The 16075-nt window shown below is 65.2% G+C and carries 13 protein-coding genes; 10 read left to right on the top strand and 3 right to left on the bottom strand.

Annotation, left to right across the window (positions count from 1 at the left end; all coding sequences use genetic code 11):
- Positions 1-94: 94 nt before the first annotated feature.
- The 6 genes from KOD61_RS09625 (at position 95) to hsdR (ending at position 10896) form a co-directional block, all read left to right on the top strand.
- Complete coding sequence (locus KOD61_RS09625) at positions 95-1387, top strand: adenylosuccinate synthase (protein ID WP_215218475.1); 1293 nt, start codon at positions 95-97, stop codon at positions 1385-1387.
- 195 nt (positions 1388-1582) lie between these two features.
- A complete protein-coding gene (locus KOD61_RS09620; protein ID WP_456307131.1) occupies positions 1583-3103 on the top strand; it encodes a PAS domain-containing sensor histidine kinase in 1521 nt (506 codons plus the stop codon).
- 55 nt (positions 3104-3158) lie between these two features.
- Complete coding sequence (locus KOD61_RS09615) at positions 3159-4385, top strand: M50 family metallopeptidase (RefSeq protein WP_215218473.1); 1227 nt, start codon at positions 3159-3161, stop codon at positions 4383-4385.
- A 1427-nt stretch (positions 4386-5812) separates the two neighbouring features.
- The gene (locus KOD61_RS09610) at positions 5813-7267 is read left to right on the top strand and encodes a class I SAM-dependent DNA methyltransferase (RefSeq protein WP_215218472.1); all 1455 of its coding nucleotides are present in this window, start codon (positions 5813-5815) and stop codon (positions 7265-7267) included.
- The gene (locus KOD61_RS09605) at positions 7264-8472 is read left to right on the top strand and encodes a restriction endonuclease subunit S (protein ID WP_215218471.1); all 1209 of its coding nucleotides are present in this window, start codon (positions 7264-7266) and stop codon (positions 8470-8472) included. Before KOD61_RS09610 ends, KOD61_RS09605 begins: the two co-directional genes overlap by 4 nt.
- A gap of 96 nt (positions 8473-8568) precedes the next feature.
- Positions 8569-10896, top strand: a complete 2328-nt coding sequence (gene hsdR / locus KOD61_RS09600) for an EcoAI/FtnUII family type I restriction enzme subunit R (RefSeq protein WP_215218470.1) — start codon at positions 8569-8571, stop codon at positions 10894-10896.
- 62 nt (positions 10897-10958) lie between these two features.
- Here hsdR and KOD61_RS09595 read toward each other — a convergent pair whose 3' ends face one another.
- The 3 genes from KOD61_RS09595 to xth form a co-directional block, all read right to left on the bottom strand.
- Positions 10959-11261, bottom strand: a complete 303-nt coding sequence (locus tag KOD61_RS09595; RefSeq protein WP_215218469.1) for a hypothetical protein — start codon at positions 11259-11261, stop codon at positions 10959-10961.
- A gap of 109 nt (positions 11262-11370) precedes the next feature.
- On the bottom strand, positions 11371-13065 hold the full coding sequence (locus tag KOD61_RS09590) for a tetratricopeptide repeat protein (RefSeq protein ID WP_215218468.1): 1695 nt from the start codon (positions 13063-13065) through the stop codon (positions 11371-11373).
- A 120-nt stretch (positions 13066-13185) separates the two neighbouring features.
- Positions 13186-13977, bottom strand: a complete 792-nt coding sequence (xth, locus tag KOD61_RS09585; RefSeq protein WP_215218467.1) for an exodeoxyribonuclease III — start codon at positions 13975-13977, stop codon at positions 13186-13188.
- Between the two features lie 124 nt (positions 13978-14101).
- Here xth and KOD61_RS09580 point away from each other — a divergent pair, with 124 nt between their 5' ends.
- The 4 genes from KOD61_RS09580 (at position 14102) to KOD61_RS09565 (ending at position 16028) form a co-directional block, all read left to right on the top strand.
- The gene (locus KOD61_RS09580; RefSeq protein ID WP_215218466.1) at positions 14102-14374 is read left to right on the top strand and encodes a hypothetical protein; all 273 of its coding nucleotides are present in this window, start codon (positions 14102-14104) and stop codon (positions 14372-14374) included.
- Between the two features lie 139 nt (positions 14375-14513).
- Positions 14514-14984 (top strand): PAAR domain-containing protein, encoded by a 471-nt coding sequence (locus KOD61_RS09575; protein WP_251370567.1) that lies wholly within the window; start codon positions 14514-14516, stop codon positions 14982-14984.
- Positions 14981-15691 carry a peptidoglycan recognition protein family protein gene (locus tag KOD61_RS09570; protein WP_215218465.1) on the top strand — a complete coding sequence of 237 codons (711 nt, stop codon included), beginning with the start codon at positions 14981-14983 and terminating at the stop codon, positions 15689-15691. Before KOD61_RS09575 ends, KOD61_RS09570 begins: the two co-directional genes overlap by 4 nt.
- Positions 15692-15707: 16 nt before the next feature.
- Positions 15708-16028: a hypothetical protein gene (locus KOD61_RS09565; RefSeq protein ID WP_215218464.1), complete on the top strand. Its 321-nt coding sequence runs from the start codon at positions 15708-15710 to the stop codon at positions 16026-16028.
- Positions 16029-16075 lie beyond the last annotated feature (47 nt).

Raw genomic sequence — 16075 nt, 5'->3', positions numbered from 1 at the left:
CTGGGGGCATTCCCCGCCCGGCTTTTTCTATGCGCGGAACGTTCCGCCCGGGTCGGCCCCCACCTCCGCCGCCCGCCACGCCAGGAGCAAAACAATGGGTCAGTCAGTCGTCGTTCTCGGTGCCCAGTGGGGCGATGAAGGCAAGGGCAAGATCGTCGACCTGCTGACGCAGGACATCGGCGCGGTCGTGCGCTTCCAGGGCGGCCACAACGCCGGCCACACCCTGGTGATCAACGGCAAGAAGACCGTCCTGCACCTGATTCCGTCCGGCATCCTGCGCGAAGGGGCGCTGTGCCTGATCGGCAACGGCGTGGTGCTGCACCCGGGCGCCCTGCAGAAGGAGATCGCCGAGCTCGAGGCCGAGGGCATCGAGGTGCGCTCGCGCCTGAAAATCAGCCCCGCCACGCCGCTGATCATGCCGTACCACATCGCCCTGGATCAGGCCCGCGAGAAGGCCGCCGGCGGCAAGGCGATTGGCACCACCGGCCGGGGCATCGGCCCGGCGTACGAGGACAAGGTCGCCCGCCGTGGCATCCGCGTCGCCGACCTGCATTACCCCGAGCAGCTGGCCGAGAAGCTGCGCGCCGCGCTCGATTACCACAACTTCGTGCTGACCAAGTACCTGGGCGTCGACGCGGTCGACTTCCAGCAGACCCTCGACGAGGCGCTGGCCTTCGGCGACTACGTCGAGCCGATGAAGTCCGACGTCGCCGGCATCCTGCACGACCTGCGCAAGCAGGGTAAGCGCGTGCTGTACGAAGGCGCGCAGGGCTCGCTGCTCGACATCGACCACGGCACCTACCCGTACGTCACCAGCTCCAACACCACCGTCGGCGGCGCGCTGGCCGGCACCGGCGTTGGCGCGGACTCGATCGACTACGTGCTCGGCATCGCCAAGGCCTACGCCACCCGCGTCGGCGGCGGTCCGTTCCCGACCGAGCTGCACGACGACGTCGGCCAGGGCATCCGCGACCGCGGCCAGGAGTACGGCGCCACCACCGGCCGCCCCCGCCGCTGCGGCTGGATCGACATCGTCGCGCTCAAGCGCGCGGTCGCGATCAACGGCATCAGCGGGCTGTGCATCACCAAGCTCGACATCCTCGACGGCATGCCGACCCTGAAGATGTGCATCGGCTACCAGTACCGCGGCAAGCAGACCGAGTACGCGCCGCTCGACGCGCAGGGCTGGGACGAGTGCGTGCCGGTGTACCTGGAGTTCCCGGGCTGGGAGGAGAGCACCCACGGCATCACCGAGTGGGACAAGCTGCCGCCCGCCGCGCGCGCCTACCTGCGCGCGCTGGAGGAGCTGTCGGGCTGCCCGCTGGCGATGGTATCCACTGGTCCCGACCGCGACGCCAACATCGTGCTGCAGGATCCCTGGGCCTGACATCCCGCCTGCCGCGTTGCTTCCAAGGCCCCGCTTCGGCGGGGCCTTTTCGTCCCGGGTGACTTCACCTGGGACTGAACACCGTTCAGCTAGCGTGTGCGGTTGTTGCCCTCTGCGTCCATGCGTGTCCGTTGTTGGCGGGCGCTGGAGTAGGGTGGCGAACCATCTCCGGGGAACACCCGCATCTTGAAGCCCTTGCTTACGTCTGCCAGCGATTTCGAGCGTCCGCCGCCGGTCGACGACGCGGACTTCCGCCTGCTGGTGGAATCCGTCCGCGATTACGCGATCTTCCTGCTCGACCCGCAGGGACGCGTGCGCTCGTGGAACGCCGGGGCACAGGTGCTCAAGGGCTACGCGCCGGACGAGATCATCGGCCGCAGCTTCGAGGTGTTCTACCCGCAGGAGCAGATCGACATCGGTTTCCCTGCGCAGGAGCTGCGCGAAGCGCTCCGCCTGGGGCGGTTCGAGGACGAAGGCTGGCGCCTGCGCAAGGATGGCAGCCGGTTCTGGGCGAGCGTGGTCATCACCGCGCTGGTCGACGACGACGGCTTGCACCGCGGTTTCGCCAAGGTCACCCGCGACCTCACCGAGCGACGCCACCAGGAGGAGCTGCTGCGCCAGGGCGAAGAGCGCTTCCGCATGCTGGTGGAAGGCGTGCGCGACTACGCCATTTTCATGCTGGACCCGCAGGGCCACGTGGTCAGCTGGAACCTCGGCGCCCAGATCAACAAGGGCTATACCGCCGAGGAGATCGTCGGCCAGCACTTCTCGGTGTTCTACCCGCAGGAAAAGATCGACGCCGGCTGGCCCGAGCACGAACTTGAATCCGCGTTGCGCGACGGCCGCTTCGAGGACGAGGGCTGGCGCATCCGCAAGGACGGCAGCCGGTTCTGGGCCAGCGTGCTCATCACCGCCGTGTACGACGCTGCCGGTGACCACCTGGGGTTTGCCAAGATCACCCGCGACCTCAGCGACCGCCGCCGCATCACCCGGCTGGAGACCCAGGAACGCCACCTCCATCACTTCCTGGCAATGCTCGGCCACGAGCTGCGCAACCCGCTGGCGCCGATCAGCAACGCGGTGTCCATCATGCAGCTGGAAGAGCCCGCCTCCCCGCACCTGCGCGCCACCCGGGACATCCTGGCGCGCCAGGTCGGCCAGCTCTCGCGGCTGGTCGACGACCTGCTGGACGTCGGGCGCATCGTCAGTGGCAAGGTCCACCTGCGCCGCCAACCCGTGCGACTGCAGGAGGTGGTGGACGCGGCCGTCGAGGCCGCGACCCCGGCCATGCAGGCCCGTGGCCAGCAACTCACCACCGAGGTCACCGACGAGCCGTTGTGGGTGGTCGGCGACAAGGTCCGCCTCGTGCAGGTGCTCAATAACCTGCTCAACAACGCGGTCAAGTTCACCCCCGAAGGCGGCCGCATCTGCGTGCGCCTGACCCGCCGCGCCGGCACCGCCCACCTCAGCGTCGCCGACAACGGGCCGGGCATCCCACCCGACCAGCTCAACCACGTATTCAAGCTGTTCGCCCAAGGCGACAACGCAGCCGTCACCCGGCAGGGCGGCCTGGGCATCGGGCTGAGCGTGGTGCACCAGATGGTGCGCAGCCACGACGGCGACGTCAGCGTGTTCAGCACCGGCGTACCCGGTGAGGGCGCCGAGTTCGCGATCCGGTTGCCGCTGATCGATGGAGAGGGTGCGCTGTTGATGTAGTTCCTGCCGGTCACCGCGCCCCCGTTCCGCTATCGTGCGCGGCAGGGGGAACCGCATGGATACCGGATTGAACGACCTGACGACCGGCCGCGACGATGCGCTGTATCCGCGCGCAGCCGAACCTGCGTCCGCACCGCAGCCCGCGTCCAGGGGCATGCAGCTCGTGCAGTGGATAGTGGGCGGCATCGGCGGTTTCGCGCTGGTCGCGGGGCTCGACTCGTTCGCGGACGACGTTTCATTGCCCCTGCTTGCCGCCATGCTCGCCCTGGCGATCGCAATGTTGTGGCTGCAGGTCCTCGTCCACGAAGCCGGGCATGCGCTGGCCGGGGTGCTGGTTGGCCGGCGGCTGGTCGCCGCGGGCATCGGTCCCTTGAGGCTGGAGCGCGGCGTCGGCGGCTGGATGGTGCGCTGGGGCGGCAACGTGCGGGGGCTCAGCGGGTTCGCCGTGTTGCTCCCGCCAGACCGCGCCACCGAGTCCCGCCGCAACGTGGCCACCTTCATCCTCGGCGGCCCGCTGGCCAACCTGTTGTGCGCGGCGGTCGCGCTGTTAGTGCTGGCGCTGGCACCGCCCCTGGACGTCACGGCGTCGGTCGCCCTGGCCGGCACGGTGTTCGGTGGCGGCCTGCTGGGCCTCATCAACCTGGTGCCCTGGCAGAACCAGGGCTGGCACACCGACGGCTACAACCTGCGTGAACTGTGGCGCGACACCCCGGCCTGGCGCATGTCGTGCGCGCAGGCCTGCGTGGTCGCGATGTCGATGGCCGGCGTGCGCCCGCGGGACTGGCCCGCCGACCAGCTGACCGTGCCCGACTGTGTACCTACCCAGATGGCCGCGGCGATGCACGTGCTGCGCATGGGCCATGCGCTCGACCGCGACGACCAAGCGGCCGCCGGCGCGACCGCACGCGCCTTGGCCGATGCCTACCCCGGCGCCGCCGACGGCAGTCGGCAGGGGATCGCCGCCACCTTGGCCAGCTATGCCGCGCGCACCCGCGATGCCGACTTGCTCGCGGCCTGGCGCCCGCTGTGCGAAGGCGGCCTGCTGGACCTGGGGCCTTACCGGCTGTGGCTGGACGCCGAGGCCGCCGCGTTGGCAGGGGACGCTGTTGCCGCCCGCGCGGTGTCGGCCCGCGCCCGCGAAGCGATGCCGCGGATCCACGACCGCGCCGGCGTGTTGGTGATGGGGGAGTACCTGGATGAGCTGGATGCGCGGTTGGTTGAGGTCTGTCCAGTCGTCCATGGCGTGCCTCAATTGGCTGTGGATGAGCACGGACCTCGGTGAGCCGTGCAATGAGCGGCATTTACGCCCTTCCTAGCACGCACCTGGCCGGCGCGCATCGCATGCCGGCAATTCGGCTTCGGCCGCTCCCTTGTATCCCGCCGGAACTCCACAGCGCCCGGCGGGTGGGCGAGGCGGTTCTGGCTGGGGGCGCGGTGTATGTCTGTAGGATCTTCCGCTGCTGCGCTCAGGTAAGCGTCAAGGCACACCAGTGGTTTCCGGTGGCGTATCTCTAGATGAGACACCGACGAGGCATCATGGCTCCGGGACCGCGGGAGAGCCGGCGTGACCGTCCTTAGACCGCTGCGGTCGCGCTGTCGACCGGACACCGGTTGGCCGAAGATCCGCACAGCAATTGGGAAGTGGGCCAGATGTGGAGAGACCAACAGGGGAGACGGCATGACTCAATTTAGATTGCAGGCCAGTGAGTACGATTGCGTACCCACATGCTTCATCAACGCGTATTCGCGGCTGTTCTCTCGAGCGGAAATACCGGCGACGGCAATTCAGAAGACCTACTTGCTATGTCTAGACGAAGAACGAGGCGGGGCGTGTCGAGGAACCACGCCGGCTGCCGTTTCGCACTTGGCCGAATGGCTTGACCGACATCGGTCGGGAGCATTTGCGATCGATACAGAAGTTCTTCGACAAGACGAAGTTACGCTCAAAGCAGTAACCACCTGCCTCGACGACGGTGGTGTGGCACTGCTACGGGTGAAGCATGATCGGAACTTATGGCACTACGTGCTCGCATTGGAGAAGGTGGGCGATTGGCTGGAGTGCCACGATCCTTACCCGAAACAGCGAGTATCGAAGCAGAATCCGTATCGTTTTGTCACCCCCAGCAAACCGCAAGGTCCCAATCTTCGGATCCCAATGGATTGGCTGGATGTGCGATCCAATGAAAAGCCTTTCCGGCTAGGAACCAAAGATCAGCGTGAGTGCGTTCTTATGACGCGACGGGATCCTCGGAACACATGAGCGGCTTCATCACGAGGGCGCGGAATGTTCTCTCTGCACTTATGAATCAAAGTTTCGGGTCAGTGGAGGGGGATCGTGCCCCCACAACGATCACGTGTATGGGCGAATGCCCCAACCTGGAGGAAGTGGCGGCTGCCACGCGCCGGACTCGGGGTGGTGGCGTGCGAGGTGCAACTGGCGCGAATGCTATAGCCAGTCCCGGAGCTGCAACGAATTCAGCGGAACAAGGAGTTGGATCGTGGCAGAAGTAGCCACAGCCCGAACTGGCCAACTGCTACGCGAGCCTTTCGTAACCCTCTTGAATAGTCAGGAGGGACGACGTGCTGCCGATACGCGTTCCGGACTGGCCTTTCGAGTGCAAAGAATTCCTTGCGACTCGGGCGACTGCGCATCCAGTGGACGCCGCGTTGAACAGATGGTCCGATTCCCGAAATTTGAGTATCCGCACAGTGTTTGAGCAAACCTTCAAGAACATCGACGACATCCTGCACAAGGATGCCGGTTGCACCAGCGAACTCGACTACACCGAGCAGTCCTCGTGGCTGCTGTTCCTCAAGTACCTCGACGCCCTCGAGCGCGACAAGGCGATGGAAGCCGAGCTGGAGAGCAGGGCCTACAGCTTCCTGCTGGAGCCAGCCTACCGCTGGGAAAGCTGGGCTGCGCCAAAGGACAGCGACGGCAAGTTCGACCACAACAAGGCGATGACCGGCGACGACCTGCTCGCCTTCGTCAACGACAAGCTGTTCCCCTACCTGCATGGCTTCAAGGCCAAGGCCAGCGGGCCGCAGACGCTGGAATACAAGATTGGCGAGATCTTCGGCGAGATCAAGAACCGCATCCAGTCCGGCTACAACCTGCGCGACGTGATCGAGCGCGTCGATGAGCTCAGCTTCGGCACGCACAAGGAAAAGCACGAGCTCTCGCACCTGTACGAAGCCAAGATCAAGAACATGGGCAACGCGGGGCGCAACGGCGGCGAGTACTACACGCCGCGTCCGTTGATTCGCGCCATGATCCAAGTGATCGATCCGAAGGTCGGCGAGACGGTCTACGACGGTGCCTGCGGTTCGGCTGGATTCCTGTGCGAGGCGTTCGACTACCTGAGCAGCAAGCCCAGCCTGTCCACCAGCGACAGCAAGACGCTGCAGTGCGAGACCTTCTTCGGCAAGGAGAAGAAGAGCCTGGCCTATGTGATCGGCATCATGAACATGATCCTGCATGGCATCGAGGCACCGAACATCGTCCACACCAACACGCTGGCCGAGAACCTCGCCGACATCCAGGAGAGGGACCGCTTCGATGTCGTGCTGGCCAACCCGCCGTTCGGCGGTAAAGAGCGCAAGGAGATCCAGCAGAACTTCCCGATCAAGACCGGCGAGACCGCGTATCTGTTCTTGCAGCACTTCATCAAGTCGCTGCGCGCCGGCGGCCGCGCCGCCATCGTCATCAAGAACACCTTCCTGTCCAACACCGACAACGCCAGTGTGTCCCTGCGCAAGCAGCTTCTGGAAAGCTGCAACCTGCACACCGTGCTCGACTGCCCCGGCGGCACCTTCCTCGGTGCCGGGGTCAAGACCGTCGTGCTGTTCTTCGAGAAGGGCGCGCCGACCCGCAAGACCTGGTACTACCAGCTCGACCCCGGCCGCAACATGGGCAAGACCAACCCGCTCAATGATGCGGATCTGGCCGAGTTCGTAGGGTTGCAGAAGACGTTCGCCGATTCGCCGAAGAGTTGGAGCGTGGAGGCGACCGGCCTCGACCAGGCGACCTTCGATCTGTCGGTGAAGAATCCCGATGGCGGAGAAGAAATCACGCATCGTAGCCCGCAGGAGATCATGGATGAGATTGCGGCGCTGGATGCGGAGAGTGCGGAAGTGCTGGCGGGGATCAGGGCGCTGCTATGAGAAACGGTTGGCTGCGGCAATCGCTTGGTGCCATCTGCGAGGTTGTGAACGGCGGGACGCCGAAGACTGGTGTCGTTGCGTATTGGGATGGCCAGCATCAGTGGATAACGCCGGCCGAGATGGGGAGGCGGACCACGCCATACATCGGTGAAACCGCACGTACGCTCACTGATCTCGGTTTGTCCAACAGTTCCGCGCGTCCGCTGCCGCCGTATTCGGTCATCCTTTCTTCGCGAGCGCCGATTGGTCATCTCGTGATCAACACTGTGCCGATGGCCACCAATCAAGGCTGCAAGGGTCTGGTCCCCAGCAAGGTTGTTGATCACAAGTTCCTTTACTACTACCTCGGCAGCGTCGTTGAGTTGCTCAACGATTTGGGAACAGGCGCGACGTTCAAGGAACTTTCTGGTGGCAAGTTGAAAGAAGTCCCGATTCCGCTCCCGCCGCTCCCCGAGCAGCAGCGGATCGTCGGCATCCTCGACGAAGCGTTTGCGGGCATCGCCACCGCCAAAGCCAACGCCGAAAAGAACCTCAAGAACGCCCGCGCCCTTTTTGAAAGCCACCTCCAGTCCGTATTCAATCCGCGCAGTGGCGATTGGGTCGAGGATAAATTGGAGTCTCTGACGACAAAAATTGGTAGCGGGGCAACGCCGCGTGGCGGCGAGAAGTGCTATAAGGCTGCGGGCGTTTCATTGATTCGCAGCTTGAATGTCCACGACTTGGGCTTTCGTTACCCAAAGCTAGCGTTCCTGGACGAGGATCAGGCAGCCGACCTATCGAACGTTAAAGTGCAAGCCGATGACGTGCTACTGAATATTACGGGAGCCTCGGTCGCTCGATGCTGCGTTGTACCCCCGGATGTCCTTCCTGCTCGGGTGAATCAGCACGTCTCGATCGTTAGGCCCATCGTGGAGAAGCTAGACGCGGCGTTCCTGCATTACCTGCTTATATCGAAGCCTTACAAAGATGCCTTGCTGAAAACTGGCGAAGAAGGCGGCTCAACGCGACAAGCGATTACGAAGGCGCAGATTCAGTCGTTCACGATTGGATATCCTGTCCTGTCGGAGCAGCGAGCGATTGTTGAAAGATTGAATGCTGTCCTCGCTGAAACCCAACGTCTCGAATCGATCTGCCAGCGCAAACTCGCCGCCCTCGACACCCTCAAGCAATCCCTGCTGCACCAGGCCTTCTCCGGCCAGCTCTGATGGTCGCTTCGCCGTTGTGCTGACCGATCGATGCGCCGCCGCGTGTAGCTCGGCGACCAGTTACTATCGTCTGGACTATCAGGGGGATAGCTACGCGTGAATGAAGCCGAGACCCGAGCCGAGCATATTGACCCCGCCTTGAAGGCGGCGGGTTGGGGCGTGGTCGAAGGCAGCCGTGTGCTGCGCGAAAGCCAGTGCGTGATCGCGCCGGGCCGCTTGCAGGGCAACGGTCAGCGCGCCCGAGCCGAGATTGCCGACTACGTGCTGGTGTACCGCAATACCAAGCTGGCGGTGATCGAGGCCAAGGCCTGGGACAAGCCGCATACCGAGGGAGTAGGGCAGGCCAAGCAATACGCGGCCAAGCTGGCAGTGCGCTTCACCTATGCCACCAACGGCCAGAAGATCTATGCGATCGACATGGAGACGGGAGCAGAGGGCGACGTGGCCGCGTTCCCCGGTCCCGAGGAGTTGTGGGCGCGCACCTACGCCAAGGCCAACGCCTGGCGCGACCGCTTCGCCTCCGTCCCGTTCGAGGACAAGGGCGGCATGTGGCAGGGCCGCTATTACCAGGACATCGCCATCCAGCGCGTGCTCGACGCCATCGCCGAAGGTCGCGACCGCATCCTGCTGACGCTGGCCACCGGCACCGGTAAGACCTTTATCGCGTTCCAACTGGCGTGGAAGTTGTTCCACAGCCGCTGGAACCTCACGGACTGGAAGAGCGAGGAAGAGCCCACCCGCCGCCCGCGTGTGCTGTTCCTGGCCGACCGCAACAATCTGGCCGATCAGGCCTACAACGCGTTTACCGCGTTTCCCGAGGACGCGCTGGTGCGCATCGCCCCAGATGAAATCCGCCGAAGGGGCCGGGTGCCGAAGAACGGCAGCATCTTCTTCACCATCTTCCAGACCTTCATGAGCGGGCCGGGGGAGACGCCGTACTTCGGCGACTACCCACCGGACTTCTTCGACTTCATCGTCATCGACGAGTGCCACCGTGGCGGTGCGAAGGACGAGAGCAGCTGGCGCGAGATCCTGGAGTACTTCAAGCCGGCTGTGCAGTTGGGTCTCACGGCCACCCCCAAGCGCAGTAGCAATGCGGACACCTACGCGTATTTCGGCGAGCCGGTGTACAGCTACTCGTTGAAAGAAGGCATCAACGATGGCTTCCTAACGCCGTTCAAGGTCAGGCAATTCGCCACCACCATCGACGACTACACCTACACCCCTGACGACGCCGTGGTGGAAGGCGAGGTGCTACCAGGCAAGCGCTATACCGAGAGCGAGTTCAACCGCGTCATCGTGATTCCCGAGCGCGAGGCTTACCGCGTCGGGAGGTTCATGGAGTTGATCGACCAACGCGAGAAGACGCTGGTGTTCTGTGCCACCCAGGAGCACGCGTTGCTGGTACGCGACCTGATCAACCAGACCAAGACGAGCACCGACCCCATGTATTGCGTGCGGGTGACGGCGAACGATGGCGAGCGCGGCAACCAGCACCTGCGCGACTTCCAGGACAACGAGAAAACCATCCCGACGATCCTGACCACATCGCAGAAGCTTTCAACTGGCGTCGACGCCCGCAACGTCCGCAACATCGTGCTGATGCGGCCGATCAACTCGATGATCGAGTTCAAGCAGATCATCGGGCGCGGCACGCGCCTGTACGACGGCAAGGATTTCTTCACCGTCTACGACTTCGTGAAGGCGCATCACCACTTCAGCGATCCGGAGTGGGATGGCGAGCCGATCGATCCGGAACCGCCGCGCCCGCGACCCATCGGTGGTAATGATGATCCGGTGTCGCCGGGGGAACCGAAACCGGTCGAGCCGCGGCCGGTAAAGATCCAGGTCAAGCTGGCCGACGGCAAGGCGCGGCAGATCCAGAGCATGATGGCCACGACGTTCTGGAGTGCGGACGGCAAGCCGATGTCGGCCGCACAGTTCCTTGAAAGCCTGTTCGGCACACTGCCGGAGTTCTTCAAGGACGAAGAGCAGTTGCGGGAGATCTGGAGCGAGCCTGCCACCCGCAAGGCGCTGCTGACGGGGCTGGGCGAGAAAGGCTTCGGCCGCGACGCGCTGGCCGAAATGCAGAAGACCATCGAGGCTGAAGACAGCGACCTGTTCGATGTGCTGGCGTACGTTGCGTATGCCACGCCGCCGATTGCAAGGGCGGATAGAGCGGTGTGGGCCAAGGCCGCGATGTACACAAAGTACCCCAGCAATCGTCAACTGGACTTTCTGGAGTTTGTCCTCGGACACTACGTAGAACAGGGCGTGGATGAACTGGGCTTGGACAAGCTTCCGCCACTGCTAAGACTGAAATACAACGCCATTGCTGACGCGACGGTAGACCTCGGCACGCCGGAACAGATAAGAAGTCTTTTCGTCGGATTTCAAAAGCATCTTTACCGGTCTCCTGACTGAGACTTGATGGCACAAAAAAAGGCCCCGCAAAAGCGGGGCCTTTCCAATCCCGGAGAGAGGGATCAACGACCGTCGCGGTCCGCATCGCCCGGCATCGCGCGCTCGATGTGGTGCCAGCCGTCGCGGACGGCTTCCTTGGCCTCGTTCCACGCCAGGCGGGAGTTGGCCTTGGTGGTTTCCCAGCCGCGCTCCAGGTCGTTCTCGACGTCCTCGAAACGCTGGCCTTCGCGCTGGCCGTACTGGTTGTAGCCGTACTGGTAGGCCGGCTCGTAGTCGTTCCAGTCGCGCTCCTTGTTGTAGTAGCTGGCGGTCTGGTAGTTGTTGCGGAAGTGGTCCTTGTACTGCTGCTCGGGAATCCGGGCCATGGTTGGGCTCCTTGTCGTTGGGGGAGGCTCCAACCTAGCCAAGGCCCCGCATCGCATGCGTGAAAACCGCGATGCGAGGCTGAACGCCAAGTCCGCACCCTGCGGCGCCTCAGAACCGCGACGCCACCAGCTCCACGTCGGCGTTGGCCCAGGCGGTATTGAACGCGCGCTCCGTCGTGGCGGCTTCGCGGTCGCGACCCTGCGCGGCGAGTGCACGCGACAGCCCGTACAGCGACCAGCCGTTACCAGGGTTGCGTCGCAGTTCTTCGCGGTAGACCGCCTCGGCTTCCTTGGCCTGGCCAGCGTCCAGCAGCGCGGCGCCCAGTGCTTGCCGGGTTGGGGCGTGCCAGCCGGGGGGCTCGTCGTAGGGGATGCGGTTCTCGATCTCCACCGCGTCACGGAATGCGGTGATGGCGGCCGGGTCGTCGCCCGCGGCGGCGGCGACCTCGCCGGACAGCGTGCGTTCGGCGATGCGCGCCGCGTGGGCCAGCGGGTAGCGGTCCCACATCATCATGGTGTCCATCAGCGGGTCGGCGGCCAGCGGCTGCAATGCGGCGAGGTGCTGGCGGGCGTCGTCCTGGCGACCCTGGCGGGCGGCCGCGACGCCGCGCGCGTAGTGCCAGATGGCGGTGACATAGGGCAGGTCGGGCGCGGGGTTGTCCAGCGCATCGATCGTGTCCCAGCGGCCGAAGCGCACGTGGTCGAACACCGGCGTCAGCCAGTAGTGCTGCAGGCCCTCGAAGCCCGGCTGGCGCATCAGCTCGGGCAGGTCGGTGCGCTGCGCGGTGGCGTCGGCGGCGGCGCGGGCGATGCCACTGGCGCCTTCCATGCTGGCGGCGAACCACAGGAAGTGGTGGTTGTGCGGCACGTAGCCCAGCGGATACACGCCGCTGACGTTGCCGCCGCAGACGGCGAGGTAGGCATCGTCGGCTTCCACCGCACGCTGGTTGGCCAGCACGGCGTCATGCCAGCGGCCGACCCGCGCGTAGATGTGCGCCGGCATGTGGACCAGGTGGCCGGAACCGGGGATCAGCTCGCGCAGCCGGTCGGCCGCGGCGGCCCCGCGCTCGGGGTTGGCCGACGCTTCGACGGCATGGATGTACAGATGCAGGGCACCGGGATGGTCGGGGTGGCGATCGATCACCGACTCGAGCGTCGAGACGATCTCGCGGGTGTGGCCGATCGGCTGCAGTCGCTCGTCGTAATAGGCCCACGGCTGCAGGTCCATCAGCGCCTCGGCGTGCATGGTGGCGGCGTCCAGGTCGTCCGGTCGCGCCTGCACCAGTCGGCGGGTCGCGTCTGCCCAGGCGCGGTCCAGCTCGGCGCGATCCTCCGGCGGCTCGGCGGCGTAGCGGCTGGCAAGCGCCTGGATGTAGGCCCGTTCGCGTGGCCCGGCGGCCGGGGCGAGGCCGATCGCCTTCTGCAGCCGCGCCCAGGCCTTGTCGTTGACGGTCGGGTCCATCGCCGCGTTGACGTGCGGGCCGAGCACCCAGGCCGCGCCCCACCAGCACATGGCGCACTGCGGGTCGAGCTCGGTGGCGCGCAGGAACGCACGCTCGGCGGCATCGTGGTTGAAGCCGTAGGCCAGCATCAGCCCTTGGTCGAACCAGCGCTGCACCTCGGGATGCTGGCTGGTGACCGGGAAGCTGTGGTCGCCCAGACCCTGCAGCAGCGTGGTCATCAATGCTGCTTCGGGCGGTGAGACCAGCGGCCCGTGGGTGACGGATGGATTGGAATGGCCGGAACAGGCGCCGGCGAGCAGGGCCGCAAGCAGTGCGGCGGGCAAGGGGTGGGTATGCGTCATGACAGCCTCCGTGGTTCCCCCGCGGCGACTACGGTTCTACGCCCCCTGCGGCCGGGGGTCACCTGCCATTGGTCGGAAGGCCGATGGGGAGGGGGCGATCCGGTGCGGGCCGCGGGTGGCTCAGCGGTCGAGGTCGATCCACGTCGGCGCGTGGTCGCTTGCCTTCTCCAGCCCGCGCACCCAGCGGTCCACGCCCGCCGCCCGCACGCGCGGCCACAGCGCCGGGTTGGGCAGCAGGTGGTCGATGCGCAGTCCGGCATCGCGTTCCCAGTGCTGGCGGAAGTAGTCCCAGAAAGTGAACATCGGCTCGTCCGGATACAGCTCGCGCAGCGTGTCGGTCCAGCCCTGGGCAAGCAGCGTGGCGTATGCCTCGCGGGTTTCGGGCTGCAGCAGTGCATCGCGCCGCCAGTGCTTCGGGTTGTAGATGTCGAAGTCGGTCGGCACCACGTTGAAGTCACCCGCCAGCAGCACCGGGTGTTCGCTGTCGACCAGTGTCTTCGCGTGGCGGATCAACCGTTTGAACCAGCGCAGCTTGTAGTCGAACTTCGGCCCGGGCTGCGGGTTGCCGTTGGGCAGGTAGATGCAGCCGACCATCACCCCGTGCGCCGCCACCTCCAGGTAGCGCGCCTGGGTATCGTCGCGCTCGCCCGGCAGCCGCCGGCGGCTCTCGACCGGTTCGGCATCGCGGGTCAGCACCGCCACACCGTTCCACGATGTCTGCCCGACCCAGAGGGCGCCGTAACCCGCGGCCTCGATCGCCTCTTTCGGGAACTGCGCGTCGGTGGCCTTGAGTTCCTGCAGGCAGGCGACGTCCGGTTTCTCCTTTTCCAGCCACTCCAGCAGGTGCGGCAACCGCGGGCGGATGCCGTTGACGTTGAACGTGGCGATGCGCAGCGTCTTGCGTCGGGCCATCGGGGCAACCTAGATGCGGCCGCGATGGCGCCCCGTGAAGGATGCCGGCACATGCGCCGCCATCGGTTCACACGGGGTCCCGCGCGCCCTGCGTACCGTCGGGACTCTCCCCGGAGGATCCCCCATGGCCGACGAAACCCCCAAGACCCCGCTTGACCATGTCACCGACCTGGTCACCCAGCTCAAGGAAATGCGCCACTACACCCGCAACAACGTCGAGCTGCTCACCGCGCAATGGCTGAAGTTCGACGAAGGCAAGCTCAAGAAGCTGGGCGAGTCCAAGACGATCGAGGACCTGATGACCCGCCAGGGCGAATTCCACGACGCGCTGGAAGCGGCGATCACCGAGCTGGATGAACTCGCCGAGGAGCTGCGGCCACCGCCGGAGGAGGGGTGAGCGGCGGGTAAGGCGCCCGATCGGCAGAGCAGGACCGCCACGTTTTTGGCAGACTCTGTCGCATCCACTGGCAAGGAGGCCGGCAGTGACAAGGATGTGGGTGGTTGTTGGAGACAGCACAAGCAGCGGTGGCCGGGTCGTGACCGGCTCGCCCTTTACCGATATCGACGGAGCCCCCGTCGCCAGAATCGGCGACTCGGCAACCTGCCCCTCGCATAGCGGCACGTTCCCCATCGTTGACGGTGACCCGACGACAGAGGTCGATGGACAGCCGGTCGCTTTACACGGCTCGCGGCTAGCCTGTGGCTGCGTGGTGCTCGCCGTACGTCAGACGCGGGTCTTTCTTGACCGTACGTTTGGTCCCGCCGCTGGTGAACTGGCTTCCGCCGGGATTGCGTACGCGCTGCGCAACGCACCGCGCCAGCCATTCGACGAAGCCTTTGTACTCGAGTCCGAGGATGGCTCGCCCATGGCGGGGCGGAGCTATCGCATCGTCTGTAGCGACGGGCGAATCGAACCGGGTGTCACGGACGAAGCCGGGCGGACCCATTTGCTCAAGTCCGAGTATGCCCAGTCGCTCTCGCTGGAACTGGCGGAGGAGGGGCCATGAGCCGGTTTACGGTGGTGGGCGGCTCGGTCACGAGCCTCGTTGAAAACGTCCAGCGACAGCGCCTGGTACTCCCGATCCACGTCGGCACCAACGGATACGTGCAGAACGCCGGCTTCACCATCCGGCCGGTCCCCGCGCTGGAGCGTGGTCCGATGGATGGCCCGCGCGCGATCGTCCTGCATCGGACCGACTCCAGTACGGCCGAGGGCACCATGCGATCGTTCGCCCGCGGCGTTGGAACCCACTTTCTCGTGGACAAGGACGGCACCGTTACCCAAGCCGCCAGTCTGCTGCAGAAGACGGCACACGTCGGGAAGATCCAATCGCGGTGCCGGGTCGATCGCGTTTGCCCGGCGGACGAAGCGAGGATGATCGAGGGCTGGGGTTGGGCACCCTCGCGCGTACACGGCCACGAGAAGAAGAAGGCCTATCCCGCGCGCTATCCCATGAACGAGGACAGCGTCGGTATCGAGACGGTGGCCTTGTTCGACAGGACCAGCAAGCAGTGGGAACGCCCCACCGAGGATCAGTCCCGCTCCATTGCCAGGCTCATCGCCATTCTGAAGAACGAATATGGACTATCGGACGCCGACATCTATGAGCACGATGCGATTTCTTACAAGGAGCCCGGTGAGGGCGCTGGTCTTTACGATGGCGGCGGTGCTACCGACGGGATGCCAGTCCGGTTCTCACCACCATTCTTCTGAGCTGGCGATCCGGGTCATGGCGGTGGAAGCGCCGCGATACCACGGACGGGGCGGCGCCGAAGCAGAAGCGTGCAAAGCGTGGCGGCTCGATGTGGCGGACGTGGAACAACTCTTCCAGCTCAGCGAGCACTACGACAGCAATCCGTACCACCTGTACTACCAGGTTTCGTGCGCGATCACCGGGCAGCTTTTTTGGGACGGGCGGTCCTGGGACTTCGCGATCGACGGCGGTGGCACGGCGACCTGGACGAACGGTAGTGAAACCCGCTATCTGGGGTGCGCCGCCCCGGCCTGCGAGCCGTACGTCATGCTGCTGACCGACATGATGTCGCCTTAAGCTCCGGCACAAAAAAAGCCCCGCATGAGCGGGGCTTTTCGTTACGG

The organism is Lysobacter luteus (genome assembly GCF_907164845.1).
Lineage (GTDB): Bacteria > Pseudomonadota > Gammaproteobacteria > Xanthomonadales > Xanthomonadaceae > Novilysobacter > Novilysobacter luteus.
The sequence above is the reverse complement of the archived record's forward strand: the minus strand, read 5'-3'. Positions and strand labels throughout refer to the sequence as shown.

Excerpts from the sequence above, each read along its gene's own strand:
- KOD61_RS09590 (WP_215218468.1), bottom strand. The coding sequence starts at position 13,065 with ATGACGCATACCCACCCCTTGCCCGCCGCACTGCTTGCGGCCCTGCTC.
- KOD61_RS09595 (WP_215218469.1), bottom strand. The coding sequence starts at position 11,261 with ATGGCCCGGATTCCCGAGCAGCAGTACAAGGACCACTTCCGCAACAAC.
- KOD61_RS09615 (WP_215218473.1), top strand. The coding sequence starts at position 3,159 with ATGGATACCGGATTGAACGACCTGACGACCGGCCGCGACGATGCGCTG.
- KOD61_RS09605 (WP_215218471.1), top strand. The coding sequence starts at position 7,264 with ATGAGAAACGGTTGGCTGCGGCAATCGCTTGGTGCCATCTGCGAGGTT.
- KOD61_RS09565 (WP_215218464.1), top strand. The coding sequence starts at position 15,708 with ATGGCGGTGGAAGCGCCGCGATACCACGGACGGGGCGGCGCCGAAGCA.
- xth (WP_215218467.1), bottom strand. The coding sequence starts at position 13,977 with ATGGCCCGACGCAAGACGCTGCGCATCGCCACGTTCAACGTCAACGGC.
- KOD61_RS09580 (WP_215218466.1), top strand. The coding sequence starts at position 14,102 with ATGGCCGACGAAACCCCCAAGACCCCGCTTGACCATGTCACCGACCTG.
- KOD61_RS09570 (WP_215218465.1), top strand. The coding sequence starts at position 14,981 with ATGAGCCGGTTTACGGTGGTGGGCGGCTCGGTCACGAGCCTCGTTGAA.
- KOD61_RS09625 (WP_215218475.1), top strand. The coding sequence starts at position 95 with ATGGGTCAGTCAGTCGTCGTTCTCGGTGCCCAGTGGGGCGATGAAGGC.